Genomic DNA, 12,488 nt, shown 5'->3' on the forward strand with positions numbered 1-12,488 from the left:
CGGTGGGTACCGCCCCGGCCACTGGTGGACGAGTTCGATCAGCTCCGCAGGCGGATGGTGACCGCTCGGGGCTCGGTGAAGAATTCGCGGGAGTACTGGCCGCCCTCGCGTCCGAGGCCGCTGCTGCCTTCGCCACCGAACGGCAGTCGGAGGTCGCGCTCGAAGAAGGTGTTGATCCACACCGTGCCGGCCTTCCACCGTGCGGCCATGCGGTGCGCACGGTTGAGGTTGTCGGTGAACAGAATCCCTGCCAACCCGTACGGCGAGTCGTTCGCGATGCGCAGCGCCTCGTCCTCGGTGTCGAACCCGAGGACGGTCTCGACGGGCCCGAAGATCTCCTCACGCGCGGTGCGCGAGTCGTTGGTGAGCCCGGTGATCACCGTGGGCGGGTAGTAGAAGCCTTTCGCCCGCGCATCGTCGGTGAGCCGCGACCCACCGGTGACGACCTTGCCGCCCTCCTCCTGGGCCAGTTCGACGTAGCCGTGCACCTTCTCGAGGTGTCTTTGCTCGATCAGCGGGCCGAGGAAATTCGACGGGTCTTTCGGGTCGCCGACGGTGAGTTTCTTCGCCTCCTCGGTGAACCGGTCGAGGAATTCGTCCATGATCGAGTTCTGCACCAGCAGGCGGGAGCCGGACAGGCACACCTGCCCGTTGCCGCCGAAGATCGCCCGGATCGCCATCGGAACAGCGACGTCGAGGTCGGCGTCGTCGAAGACGATGTTCGCGGACTTGCCGCCCATCTCCGCCGAGACCGGGGTGTGGTTCACCGCGGCGGCCTGGAGGATCCGCACGCCGGTGGCGCTCGAACCGGTGAACGTGATCCGGTCGACCCTCGGGTCCGCGGTGAGCGGACCGGCGACGGCCTCGCCCCCGAATCCGTGGACCACGTTGAGCACGCCTTCGGGAAGGCCGGCCTCGAGGGCGAGTTGCGCGAACCGGTGCGCGGTGAGCGGCGTCTGCGGTGCGGGTTTGAGAACGGTGGTGTTGCCGAAGGCCAATGCGGGGGCGATCTTCCACGTCGCGAGCATCAGCGGCGCGTTCCACGGGCTGATCGCCGACACCACCCCGGCGGGTGGGTACAAAACGTAGGAGAGCAGGTCGCCGTCCGGGTAGGCCTCGTTGGCGGCCATCGACACATAGTCGGCGAAGAACCGCAGATTGTGTGCCACCCGCGGGATCTCGGCGTGCAGGGACTGGTTGATGCTCTTGCCGCCGTCACGGGTCTCGATCAGCGCGAGTTCCTCACGGTGTTCGTCGACCTTGTCGGCTACTGCGTGCAGGATCTTCGCACGCTCCTTCGGCGACATCCGCGGCCACGGACCGTCATCGAATGCGGTGCGGGCCGCGGTGATCGCAGCCTCGCCGTCGTCGGCGGTTCCGCGGGGGACCGTCCCGAGCAGTGAACCGTCGTGCGGATCACGGGTTTCGAAGGTCGCCCCGTCCGAGGCGGCCGCCCAGTCGCCACCGATGAGGTGACGAACCTCGGTCACCCCGGGTACGGATTCCGTCGTGGTCATGGTGCTCCTTGCCTGTCAGACCCCGGCCGGGGCCGGGGTCTCGTAGGTGCGGCCTGCGAGTTCGGAGGCGACGTCGATGATCATGTCTTCCTGACCACCGATGACACCGCGACGACCGAGTTCCATGAGGATGTCGCGGGCGGGCACCCCGAACTTCTTCGCGGCCCGCTTGGTGGGGTGGAAGAACGTGGAGTACACACCGGCGTAGCCGAGGACCAGTGCGGTCTCGTCGACGATCTGCGGTTCCTTCATCAGCGGTGCGACGATGTGTTCGGCGGTGTCGATGAGCGGGAAAAGGTCGACCCCGGTGTCCCAGCCGGCGCGTTCGAACGCAGCGGCGAGGACCTCGGTCTGCGCGTTGCCGGCGCTGGCGCCGAGACCGCGCAGGGACCCGTCGATGAACGTGGCCCCGTTCTCCGCGGCGGTCAGCGCGTTGGCGATCCCGACACCGAGGTTGTTGTGGGCGTGGAACCCGATGTCGGCGGTGATGGCCTGCCGCAGAGCGGCGACCCGGTCACCGGCGTGCCGGGGAACCATGGCACCGGCGGAGTCGACGACGTAGACGACGTCGGCACCGTAGGAGTCGAGTTTGGCGGCCTGCTCGGCGAGGGGTTGGGGGTCGAGCTTGTGGCTCATCATCAGGAACGTCATCACCGTCAGGCCCTGCTCCTTGGCCCACTCGACCGGCTGCTGCCCGCAGTCGGCCTCGGTGCAGTGCACCGCGACGCGGACCGTTTTGATGCCGGCGTCGATGGCCTGCTGCAGTTCGGCGAGGGTCGCGATGCCGGGCACGTAGAGGGCGGCGATGTCGGCGTTCTCGACGGCGTCGACCGCGGCGCGCACGTAGTCGGGGTCGGTGGCGGCGGCGAACCCGTACTGGATCGAGGAGGCGCCGAGTCCGATGCCGTGCGCGACCTCGATGGTCGGCACGCCGGCCTTGTCGAGGCCGCGCGCGATGTCGGCGACGTTCTGCGGGGTGAACCGGTGCGACACGGACGACATGCCGTCCCGCAGGGTGGTGTCGACGATCGTGATCTTCTTACTCACTGTGCTGCTCCCTGGACGAGGTTCTGCTGGGCCATGACGTCGGCCACCTGGACGGCGGCGGCGGTGATGATGTCGAGGTTGCCGGCGTAGGTGGGCAGGAAGTCGCCGGCGCCGACGACCTCGAGCATCACGGTGACCAGGTCGCCGTCGACGTCGACCAGGCGTAGCGAGTAGCCGGGGACGTACCGCTGGACCTTGGCGACCATGTCGACCACGGCGCGTTCGATGGCGGCCGGGTCGGGGTTGCGGACCTTGGCGTAGACGGTGTCGCGCATGTTCATCGGCGGTTCGGCCGGGTTGATCACCGAGATCGCCTTGGCACGGTCGGCGCCGGCGACCTGGGCGAGGGCGCGGCCGGTCTTCTCGCTGAATTCGCTGAGGTTCTGCCGGGTGCCGGGGCCGGCACTGTGGGAGGCGATGGCGGCGACGATCTCGCCGTAGGAGGCGTCGGCGACCTCGTTGATGGCGTAGAGGATCGGAATGGTGGCCTGGCCGGCGCAGCTGACCATGTTCACGTTGGGTGCGCTCAGGTGCGCGTCGAGGTTGACCGCGGGGACGACGTACGGGCCGACCGAGGCCGGGGTGAGGTCGATGGCGGTGATTCCGGCGTCGGCGTAGCGCGGCGCCGCGGCGGCGTGGATCTTCGCCGACGTCGCCTCGAACACGAAGTCCGGCAGTTCCGGCTGGGCCAGGAGCCAGTCGAGTCCGCCGGCGGAGGCTTCGAGGCCCTCCTGGCGGGCCCGGGCCAATCCCTCGCTGTCGGGGTCGATGCCCACCATGCACACGGGTTCGACGTGCTCGGACCGCAGCAGCTTGTACATCAGATCCGTACCGATGTTCCCGGATCCGACGATCGCGGCTTTCAATCGACTCATCTTCTAGGCCTTCCCTGGGCAGGCGGGGTGATGCGGTCGACGCTAGGAAGAATTCGCAGGTCCGGGACCGGCGATTCGGCTGTGCCGGACAGCGAGCGCCATCACGCGACCGCTGTTCGGCTATCACGAAAAGCGCTGACCGCCCCGGACCCCGTCCGCCACGCTCGTGACATCGACCACAACCGGTGCAGCAGGCCCGGACGTCGGAAACCAGGAGAAGCCATGAGTGACGCTCGTTTCGACATCGCGCACCTCGCCCGTGCCGAACTGTTCAGCCCCAAGCCGCAGGAGACGCTGGACTTCTTCACGAAGTTCCTCGGGATGTACGTGACCCACAGGGAAGGGCAGTCGGTGTACCTGCGCGGATACGAGGACCCGTATCAGTGGAGCCTGAAGATCACCGAAGCACCCGAGGCCGGGATGGGCCACGCCGCGATGCGGACGAGTTCTCCCGAAGCGCTCGAGCGACGGGCCAAGTCACTGACAGACGGCAACGTCGACGGCACGTGGAGCGAAGACCAGTTCGGGTACGGCAAGACCTTCGAGTACCAGTCACCCGACGGACACAATCTGCAGCTGTTGTGGGAAGCCGAGAAGTACGTCGCTCCCCCGGAACTGCGGAGCAAGATCCTCACCCGGCCGTCCAAGAAGCCGCTGCAGGGTATCCCCGTCAAGCGCATCGACCACCTCAACCTGATGTCGTCCGACGTGACCGCGGTGAAGGACTCCTTCGAACGGCACCTCGGATTCCGGACCACCGAGCGGGTCGTCGACGGCAACGTCGAGATCGGGGCGTGGATGAGCTCGAACCTGCTCGGTCACGAGGTCGCCTGCATGCGCGACATGACCGGCGGGCACGGCAAGCTGCACCACCTCGCGTTCTTCTACGGCACCGGGCAGCACAACATCGACGCCGTGGAGATGTTCCGCGACTACGACATTCAGATCGAAGCCGGCCCCGACAAGCACGGCATCACGCAGAGCCAGTTCCTGTACGTCTTCGAACCGGGCGGCAACCGCATCGAGCTGTTCGGCGAGGCCGGCTACCTGCACTTGGACCCGGACGCCGAGACCAAGACCTGGCAGATGTCCGACATCGACACCGGACTGGCCGTCGGAGGCGCCAAGCTGCCGTGGGAGTCGTATTTCACCTACGGCACCCCGAGCCCGCTGTCCCTGGACCAGCACATCGAAAAGTACGCCCACTTCGGGCCCGGTGCCCCCGATCCCGACGCCCTCGCGGCGGAACTCTCCGTCCCCGACGAGTTGGAGCACTCCCGCGCTGTCGCCGACGCGTCGCTCTGACACACCCTCGGTGAGCGCCAGGGTGGTCGCGGCCTCGTGCCGTAACCACCCTGGCGTCGCGTCGTCTTCGCGATCGAAGACCCACCGGTGTCAGTTCACTCTGCAGCCCTCGGCGATCGGGGTGTCGTTCAACCGGTCGACGATGTAGGACATGGCGCCGTTGGTGTCGTAGCCGTCGATGAGTTCGGGGCCGAAGTGGTTGGGGATGGTGGTGCCCGGTGCGATGGGCGGTAGGTCGTTGGTGCGGAAGGTGACCTGTGCGCCTCGGTCGCACCAGTCGGTGGCGAGTTGGCGGGCCTGCTCGTAGGGCACGGTGTCGTCGTTGCGACCGCTGGTGACGAGCACCGGGCTGCTCGGGGTGAGGGTGCCGAGGCGCTGCGCGTCGAAGACGGGGGCGGCTTCGGGGATGTCGCGTAGGTTGTCGAGCAAGGATTTGTGGTCGTTCGTGTACGTGCTGGTGCGCAGGAACGGCTGGTTGGCGATGACGTCACCGATGCACTCGGTGCTCAGCGTGTTCAGCATTGCCTGGCCCTCGGGAGTGATGCGTTCGTGCAGTGGTTTCTGCAACTCGGGATGGCCTGCGACGAAGCCGTTGATCGCGAACCCGATGGCACCGCCGATGAGGTTGCCGTCGATCTGGCCGAGCACGGTGAGGAGGTCGGCCGGCGGTCCGCCCGCCCAGGTGCCCTTGACGTTCAGTTCCGGGGCGTAGGAGGACTGGAGCTCCGCGGCGGCCGCGGCGGCTCCACCGCCCTGGGAGTATCCCCACAGGGCCAGTGGCGTCGTCGGACCGCTGCCGCCGAGTGCGTTCGCGGCGCGCGCGGCGTCGAGAACGGCGTGGGCTTCTTCGAGCCGGTTGACGTAGGTGTGGACTCCGGGGGTGCCGAGGCCGATGTAGTCGGTGACGAAGACGCGCGCTCCCATCGCGCTCCACACGTTGGCCGACAGCGCTTCCTGGTTGGCGGACAACGAGAACGGGGCCGTGGTCACGTTCAGCCCTGTGGAGAACGCGTGCGACGGGGCGCACTGATCACCCTGCCCGACCGTGCCGGGCGCGATGATCACGGTCGGCCGCGTGCCGCTGCCATTCCAGGGCCGGGTGGCGTCGATGAAAGTCCCGGTGACCGCTGTCGGGGAACCGTCCTGCAGCCGCGACGTGTACATCACCCGCTGCCCGGCGCCCGGCCAGGTGCCGTCCGTTCCGGGCACCGAGGCGAACAACGGCATCGGTTCGGTGCGGATGATCGATCCCGGAGCCGACGCGAATTCGGCTGGCGGAGTGTAGAAGTCGTCGCCGTGGGCGGCGTGTGCCGGATGAGCGCCGGCAGTGAGCGCGACCGCGGCGGCTATGCAGCTGACGACGGTGAGGACGGCGACCCGGACAGCGTGCGGTGTGTGCGAGCGGCGAAGACGAGTAGGGGTGGTGTGCATGGTCAGATCACCGTGCCGACGTCTCGGGCGACCAGATGGTCCAGGGCGCGTTCGGCGACCGCGGCGATGGTCATCGACGGGTTGCAGGCCGCGGTGTTCCCGGGCATCAGCGCGCCGTCGAGCACATACAGTCCGCGCTGGCCGAGCACTCTCCCTTCGAGGTCGCAAACGGAGCCCATCGACGCCCCGCCGAGCGGATGCCAGGTGGAGGGGAACAGCGCGTTGGTGTCCGTGAGTAGGCTTCCCGGCCCGGCGATCTTCCGCACCATCGGGTCGATGCGGCCGTTCTGGATGACGGCGTCGCCTTCCTTCGGCCAGCGCAGGACTGCGTCGTCGGTGGCCGAGTCGTACACGAAACTCCCACGTCCGTCGCTGACGCCGTATCCGACGAGCATGGTGCTGCGTGCGTCGAAGGACAGTGGTGGCATCGACGCCTGAATGACCGTGACGGCGGTGGCGGGGTCGTCCCAGTTCAGACTGCCGTAGACGACCGGGCCACCCTGCGGGGCACCGAACTCTTCTTCGAGGCTCGTCCAGACATAGATTCGGTCGGCGTTGGTTCCCCAACCGGTTCCGAGTCCGTCCGGCAGATCCGGGATCCGGCTCGTCGCCGCCGCGCGCACCAGCAACTTGGTGGTGCCGAGGCTGCCGGCGGCCATCACCAGGGCGCTCGTGGTGAGGATCTTGTTCTCGAGCACGTTGCCGGACGTATCGATCCGGTCGACGTACACGGTCCAGCGGCCGTCTGGGGCGCGTTCGACATCGGTGACCTGGTGCAGGGTTTCCACCGTCACCCGGCCGGTCGCTTCCGCGGCAGCGATGTAGGTGACGTCGACCGAGTGCTTGCCGCCGTTGTTGACCCCGAGGGCGCCGTCGCCGTTGGTGTACGAGGGTTTCATGCGGCCGCGGAGTTCGTCGAGCGCGAAGTTCCAGTCGATCGGCATCGGGATCTTCGACACGGGCAGTCCCGCTCGTTGCACGTTCTGCGCAAACACTTTCGCGGCCTGGTAATTCGGGCTGTCGATCAACTCGTCGGGGGCGACGGCGAGCCGCAACATCTGCGCGACCCGTGGGTAGTGAACTCGGTCCATGGTGGCCCAGTCGAGCGCTTCGGGCAGGTGCGCGTTGAAGACGGCCTCGGCCGGTTGCAACGTCATCCCTTGGTAGACCAGGGAACCACCGCCGACGCCCGCCGCACACAGTGCGGTCATGTTGTCGCCGGGCACCGCCTCGAGCAGACCGGTGTACGGCTCCAGCGCCACCGGCTCACCGAACAGCTGCGGACTGGACCGGTACCAGAGGATGCGCTTGTCCGGCGCGGTCGCACGGGGAAAGGTCTCCGCGTCCGGCCCTGTGGGCCAGCGCATTCCACGCTCGAGCACGAGAACGGGCACCCCGGACTCCGCGAGCCGAAGCGCCGCGACGCCGCCGCCGAACCCCGACCCGACGACGATGACCCGGTGATCTTCGCGGGTGAGCGGCACGGTCGTCCGGCGGCCCGCGAGGCCGGTCCCGGCCTGCGCGATGCGCGGACTCGCCAACGCGACCCCCGCGGCAGCGGCCCCGGCCAGAAAGGAGCGGCGATTGAGTGCAGACACAGCTTTCCCCCGGATCACAGACGGACTCACTCGGCGAGATGTCGAAAGATCAGCGTGGAGCGTTTCTCTTAGGCGAGCTCAAACTAGACACTCTGAGCCAGATGTGTCAAGAAGTTACTGTGACTGCCGTTACGAGCTGGACGGCATCGCGGGCAGGAGCCAGCGGGTGAGAAACCGGCGCAGGTCGTCGTCGGTGTGAACGGCGTCGTCGTCGAAGAGGACGACCGACAACGCCAGCCGCAGTGCGATCTCGACGATGTCGTCCAGACTCGACTCCACGCCGGGGTCGCGCTCGACGAGCGGCGCGAGCAGTTCGCGCGCTACGGGTTTCGCGCGGGACATCATGCCCGTGTCGAAGACAGGGTTGCCCCGTTCCGCCTGGAGCAGGGTAGCCAGCACCGGATGCGCGCGCACGGCGGCCCGGCCCGCGACGATGAGTTCGACGACGTACTCGCACGTGGTGTCGGTGGCGTTCGATCGGGAGTGGATCCCGCCCAGCACCTCGACGGCGAGACCGGCGATCGCCTGCGACACCAGTTCTTCGCGCGACCCGAAGATGGAATACACGGTCTGTCGCGTGACGCCCGCACTCTGCGCCGCCGCCGCGATGGTGACCCCCTCGAAGCCGTCACTCGCGATCAAGTCGAGCGTGGCGTCCAAGATCTTCCTCCGCGACCGCATGCGACCATTATCGACGACGATCCCGGTGGGCCCGCACCGTCGCACTGACGGCGGACACCGGTGGTGTCGCGGTCGACGAACACTCGGTCCCACGGCACGAGGACGTCGTCGAAGACGAGGAGCGAATCGGGCTCGTCGTAGCGGCAGGTCAGTGGGTAGTCGAATGAGCTCGTCGCGGCCGGGATGTACGGGCGGCGGACGTACTGCTTGAGACCGGGGGCGTTGGTCGGGACCACGAACCCGACGGCGAAGTCCTTGTCGTCCGGGCCGAGCGGCTGATGCACGAGACGAAGATTTCGTCGGCGATCGCTCCGCCGGTAGCATCTGCGAACCACGGATGACCAGACCCTCGGGGGTCTCCTCGACCACGCCGGCCTTCTTCGAGACGGGCGCCCACGTTCTCGGCAACTGGCAGTCGCAGATCCGCTTCGCGACGAAGCTGGAATTCATTGCGGGCGTTGCGCGTCGGGTCACCCAGGTCAACGGGGTGGACAAGATCCCCAGCGTTCAGGAGAAGCTCGGCGAGCTCGCCGCACTCGTCAGCGGAGTCCGTTCCGCGGTGCTGGCCGCCGAGTACACCGCCGAGCCGGATTCGGCCGGAATGTGGTTGCCGGGCAGGCAGGCCCTGTACGGGTCGATGGGCCTGCAGTCGGAGATCTACCCGCGGGTGATCGCGATCCTGCGCGACCTCGTCGGCGGCGGTGTGCTGCAACTCCCGTCGAGCGTCAAGGACCTCACCAGCCCGTTGACATCCCGGGACATCGAACACTACGTCCAGTCCCCCGGTGTGCCGTCCGAGGAGCGCGTCAAGCTCTTCAAGCTGGCCTGGGAATCATCGGCTCCGAATTCGCCGGACGACACCAGCAGTACGAGATGTTCTACGCCGGTGCCCCTTTCGTGGTGAAGGGCGCGTACACGTACCGCAACTACGACTACGACAACACCGTCGCGGCGGGTGCAGCAGTTCACCGACGGCTACAAAGCGGAAAGCGAGTAAACCATCATGGCCAAGCCCGAATTCGAATTCTTCCCGGTCACCGACGTCAAGTGGACAGTATGTCCGTGGGACGATCCGAAGATCACCGAACGCATCCTCGCCAAGGATCCGGAAGGCAACGTCGCCACCCGGATCCTGCGCTACGAACCCGGCGCCGACTCGACGCCGATGGGCGTGCAGAAACACGACTTCTGGGAGGAGGTCTACATCCTCGAGGGGTCGTTCACCGATCTGACCCTCGGCGAGACGTTCACCGCGGGGATGTACGCCTGCCGGCCGCCGGGTATGCCGCACGGCCCCTGGAGCACGGACGAGGGCGTTGTCACCTTCGAAGTCCGGTACCACAGTAAGTAGGCCCACGATGACCCTACCGGCATTCCACGCGCCCACCCCGACGGACATGCGACGAAGCATGGGCCGGTTCACTACTGGGGATCCTGCTCGTCTCGCTTACCCACGGCTCCCGCACCACCGAGGCCATGGAAGCCGCGGGCTCGTTCGCCGTGTCCGTCCTCGGCTCCCGTCAAGAAGCTCTCGCCCGTCGCTTCGCCACGCGGGGCGGCGCCCGATTCGACGACCTGCCCTGCGATCGCAGCCGCTCGGGTCTGCCGCTGATCAAAGATGCTCTGGCCCAGCTCGAATGCCGGGTCCACAGCGCCCACGACATCGGCGACCACCGCGTCTTCTACGGCGAAGTCACCGACATGCGCTGCCGGGAGGGCACCGGCCTGGTGTTCTACTCGGGGCGGTTCGGCGACTTCCACGACTTCGGTCACGACGAGGTCCCCTGGTTGTTCTGATTCGCGAACGTGCTCGCCGGCGCATCACTGACGGTGCGCCGGCGAGCACGTGTATTTCGGGGTCGGGTTTCTCGTGGGCCGGAGGGTGCGAATTGTGCAACAATGTGGACGTCAGTACTGACTAGTTGAGGCAGGAAGGGAAAGTTTTGCTGCCGCCTAACCGCGTTCCCATCGATCGCTCGATACGTAACCGGTGATGTTGTTGTACAACATCACGTGGGGCGCTGTGCGTGACGCGTCTGCCCGCCAGATCCACGACTACTCGAGGTGACACACCATGGTGCTAGCTACGGGCACGGGCCCGGGCAACGACAGCCCGGATTCGGGTGCCAACCGGACATCGCAGGCTTACCACGATCTGCGTGCTTTGATCCTCTCCGGTCACTACGAACCGGACTCACGCCTCACCGAATCGGAGCTCACCACGCAGCTCCAGGTCTCGCGCGGGACGATCCGTTCCGTGCTCGCGCGCCTCGCGCAGGAGGGCTACGTCACCGCCGAGGCGAACCGCAGCGCTCGCACCCGCTCGTTCTCGGTGGACGAGGCGGTCGAGATACTGGAGACCCGCGCGGTGATGGAGGCAGCGCTGGCGGCGAAGGCCGCCGAACGCGCCACCGATACGGACATCGCCGCGATGACCGAAACCTGTAAGCGCATGTGGGACTGGCAGGTACCGGGTGGGCGCGAGGAGTACGCGAATCTCAACCGCAAGTTCCACGAACAGGTCAAGCGGGCGGCGCGGCAGGCCACGCTCACCAGGTTCGTCGACAGCCTGCTGTACCCGCTCGTCATGCAGCAGTACCGCGACGCCGACCGCGAGCAGCCGCGGACCGACTCCGTCAGGGAGCACGAGGCCATCCTCGCCGCGATCGTCACCCACAACCCGGAGGCCGCCGCGGCGACGATGCGGCATCATCTGTCGTCGGCCCGGCGAGCGCTTCAGCTGAAGTTCCCCCCACCGGCCGACTAATCGTCGCCGCGAGGACCTCCAGGCGGCTCGTGGGTGCGCCACGACACCCGCTCCGCCCGGAGGTCCTCGTCCACTCAGTTCACCACGCCGACAGCACTCTCACGACTTACGGCGTTAGGACCACAGCGCGACCGTCCACGCTGGGTCCAGGACAACGGTCACGTCGTCGCCCGGGCGAGCGTCGAAGTGCGCATCGGCGTGCGCGCGAAGTGTGACATCCCCGACGGCGACGACCATCTCCTGGCGATCGCCGAGGTACTCGGCGGTCATGATGCGCGCCGGGAACCGGTTGGGGCCCTCGGCCTCCCGTGACGCAGTGACCACGCGGATGTTCTCGGGCCGGATGCACACGGACATTTCCTGGCCGGCGGTGGGCGGTGCGGGTGGGGTGGTGAATCGCTCGCACCGCACCACCCCGAGGGTCGTTTTGGCGTCGACCACACGGTCACGGGGGTCCGCCGGCCGGTCGAGCACTCCGGGGATGAGGTTGGCGCTGCCGACGAAGTCGGCCACGAACCGTGTCGCCGGGGAGTCGTAGATCTCGCTCGGCGAGCCTATCTGCTCGATTCGGCCACGGTTCATGACGACGATCGTGTCGGACATGGCGAGGGCTTCGCCCTGGTCGTGCGTGACGTAGATGGTGGTGACGCCGAACTTCTGCTGGAACGACCGCAGCTCGGCGCGCAGTTGTGAGCGTAGCTTGGCGTCCAGGTTGGACAGCGGTTCGTCGAGCAGCAGGACCTCCGGCTCGCACAGCAGAGCGCGGGCCAGCGCGAGCCGCTGCTGCTGGCCGCCGCTGAGTTGGGTGGACCATCGGTCGGCGTACTCCGACAGCCCCACCTGTTCGAGCATTGCGAGGACACGGCGCTGAGTCTCGGGGCGGGGGTATGTCTTTCGGCCGTATCGGAGCGGGAATGCGGCGTTGTCGAACACCTTCATGTGAGGCCAGATCCCGTAGGACTGCGGCACCATGGCGATCGGCCGGGAGTCGGGAGGGACGTCGCGACCCGCGGCGGCGGAGAAGACGGCCTTCCCGTTCATCCAGATCTCGCCGCCGTCAGCGGTCTCGAGTCCGGCGAGGCAACGCAGCGTGGTCGTCTTGCCGCAGCCGCTGGGTCCCAGCAAGGTGAAGAAGCTGTTCTTCGGTACGGCGAAGCTGACATCGTCGATGACGCGGTTCACCTCGCCGCTGTCGTGACGGGTGAATTGTTTCTGCAGACCGGAGATCTGTACGGAATGGTCGGTAGCAACGAGTTTCTGCATGTTC

The 12,488-nt window shown here is 67.2% G+C and carries 11 protein-coding genes and 2 pseudogenes; 5 read left to right on the plus strand and 8 right to left on the minus strand.

Annotation, left to right across the window (positions count from 1 at the left end):
- Nucleotides 1–38: 38 nt before the first annotated feature.
- From QM806_RS31515 to QM806_RS31525, 3 genes are read right to left on the minus strand one after another with little or no spacing between them, the layout of a single operon-like run.
- Nucleotides 39–1,517, minus strand: a complete 1,479-nt coding sequence (locus QM806_RS31515) for an aldehyde dehydrogenase (protein ID WP_005260742.1) — start codon at nucleotides 1,515–1,517, stop codon at nucleotides 39–41.
- Between the two features lie 15 nt (nucleotides 1,518–1,532).
- Complete coding sequence (gene dmpG / locus QM806_RS31520) at nucleotides 1,533–2,564, minus strand: 4-hydroxy-2-oxovalerate aldolase (protein ID WP_005260743.1); 1,032 nt, start codon at nucleotides 2,562–2,564, stop codon at nucleotides 1,533–1,535.
- Nucleotides 2,561–3,439, minus strand: coding sequence for an acetaldehyde dehydrogenase (acetylating) (locus QM806_RS31525; RefSeq protein WP_011596410.1), 879 nt, complete (start codon nucleotides 3,437–3,439; stop codon nucleotides 2,561–2,563). The genes dmpG and QM806_RS31525 overlap by 4 nt, the downstream gene beginning before the upstream one ends.
- 222 nt (nucleotides 3,440–3,661) lie before the next feature.
- On the opposite strand from QM806_RS31525, the gene QM806_RS31530 reads away from it, so the two are divergent.
- Complete coding sequence (locus QM806_RS31530; protein WP_005571545.1) at nucleotides 3,662–4,744, plus strand: VOC family protein; 1,083 nt, start codon at nucleotides 3,662–3,664, stop codon at nucleotides 4,742–4,744.
- Nucleotides 4,745–4,834: 90 nt separating this feature from the next.
- Here QM806_RS31530 and QM806_RS31535 read toward each other — a convergent pair whose 3' ends face one another.
- The 4 genes and pseudogenes from QM806_RS31535 to QM806_RS31550 form a co-directional block, all read right to left on the minus strand.
- Nucleotides 4,835–6,175, minus strand: a complete 1,341-nt coding sequence (locus QM806_RS31535; RefSeq protein WP_133985870.1) for a lipase family protein — start codon at nucleotides 6,173–6,175, stop codon at nucleotides 4,835–4,837.
- A gap of 2 nt (nucleotides 6,176–6,177) precedes the next feature.
- Nucleotides 6,178–7,773, minus strand: a complete 1,596-nt coding sequence (locus QM806_RS31540; protein ID WP_133985869.1) for a GMC oxidoreductase — start codon at nucleotides 7,771–7,773, stop codon at nucleotides 6,178–6,180.
- Between the two features lie 129 nt (nucleotides 7,774–7,902).
- Nucleotides 7,903–8,454, minus strand: a complete 552-nt coding sequence (locus QM806_RS31545) for a TetR/AcrR family transcriptional regulator (protein WP_054246727.1) — start codon at nucleotides 8,452–8,454, stop codon at nucleotides 7,903–7,905.
- Nucleotides 8,455–8,498: 44 nt separating this feature from the next.
- Nucleotides 8,499–8,832: pseudogene (locus QM806_RS31550) on the minus strand (4-hydroxyphenylacetate 3-hydroxylase N-terminal domain-containing protein); the annotation flags it as partial.
- Here QM806_RS31550 and QM806_RS31555 point away from each other — a divergent pair.
- From QM806_RS31555 to QM806_RS31570, 4 genes and pseudogenes are all read left to right on the plus strand, one after another.
- Nucleotides 8,831–9,451: pseudogene (locus QM806_RS31555) on the plus strand (pyrrole-2-carboxylate monooxygenase subunit); the annotation flags it as partial. The pseudogenes QM806_RS31550 and QM806_RS31555 overlap by 2 nt on opposite strands.
- Before the next feature lie 6 nt (nucleotides 9,452–9,457).
- Nucleotides 9,458–9,805, plus strand: a complete 348-nt coding sequence (locus QM806_RS31560) for a cupin domain-containing protein (RefSeq protein ID WP_120659975.1) — start codon at nucleotides 9,458–9,460, stop codon at nucleotides 9,803–9,805.
- Nucleotides 9,806–9,930: 125 nt separating this feature from the next.
- The gene (locus tag QM806_RS31565) at nucleotides 9,931–10,251 is read left to right on the plus strand and encodes a flavin reductase family protein (RefSeq protein WP_242322381.1); all 321 of its coding nucleotides are present in this window, start codon (nucleotides 9,931–9,933) and stop codon (nucleotides 10,249–10,251) included.
- A gap of 277 nt (nucleotides 10,252–10,528) precedes the next feature.
- Nucleotides 10,529–11,221, plus strand: a complete 693-nt coding sequence (locus QM806_RS31570) for a GntR family transcriptional regulator (protein ID WP_120659976.1) — start codon at nucleotides 10,529–10,531, stop codon at nucleotides 11,219–11,221.
- A gap of 114 nt (nucleotides 11,222–11,335) precedes the next feature.
- Here QM806_RS31570 and QM806_RS31575 read toward each other — a convergent pair whose 3' ends face one another.
- Complete coding sequence (locus QM806_RS31575) at nucleotides 11,336–12,484, minus strand: ABC transporter ATP-binding protein (protein WP_167121185.1); 1,149 nt, start codon at nucleotides 12,482–12,484, stop codon at nucleotides 11,336–11,338.
- Between the last annotated feature and the right edge of the window lie 4 nt (nucleotides 12,485–12,488).

The sequence above is a fragment of the Rhodococcus sp. IEGM 1351 genome, assembly GCF_030056875.1.
GTDB lineage: Bacteria > Actinomycetota > Actinomycetes > Mycobacteriales > Mycobacteriaceae > Rhodococcus_F > Rhodococcus_F opacus.

What these genes read in the sequence shown, in the direction of transcription:
- QM806_RS31515 (WP_005260742.1), bottom strand. Translation starts at nt 1,517, where the DNA reads ATGACCACGACGGAATCCGTACCCGGGGTGACCGAGGTTCGTCACCTC.
- QM806_RS31545 (WP_054246727.1), bottom strand. Translation starts at nt 8,454, where the DNA reads ATGCGGTCGCGGAGGAAGATCTTGGACGCCACGCTCGACTTGATCGCG.
- QM806_RS31535 (WP_133985870.1), bottom strand. Translation starts at nt 6,175, where the DNA reads ATGCACACCACCCCTACTCGTCTTCGCCGCTCGCACACACCGCACGCT.
- QM806_RS31575 (WP_167121185.1), bottom strand. Translation starts at nt 12,484, where the DNA reads ATGCAGAAACTCGTTGCTACCGACCATTCCGTACAGATCTCCGGTCTG.
- QM806_RS31570 (WP_120659976.1), top strand. Translation starts at nt 10,529, where the DNA reads ATGGTGCTAGCTACGGGCACGGGCCCGGGCAACGACAGCCCGGATTCG.
- QM806_RS31525 (WP_011596410.1), bottom strand. Translation starts at nt 3,439, where the DNA reads ATGAGTCGATTGAAAGCCGCGATCGTCGGATCCGGGAACATCGGTACG.
- QM806_RS31560 (WP_120659975.1), top strand. Translation starts at nt 9,458, where the DNA reads ATGGCCAAGCCCGAATTCGAATTCTTCCCGGTCACCGACGTCAAGTGG.
- QM806_RS31565 (WP_242322381.1), top strand. Translation starts at nt 9,931, where the DNA reads ATGGAAGCCGCGGGCTCGTTCGCCGTGTCCGTCCTCGGCTCCCGTCAA.
- QM806_RS31530 (WP_005571545.1), top strand. Translation starts at nt 3,662, where the DNA reads ATGAGTGACGCTCGTTTCGACATCGCGCACCTCGCCCGTGCCGAACTG.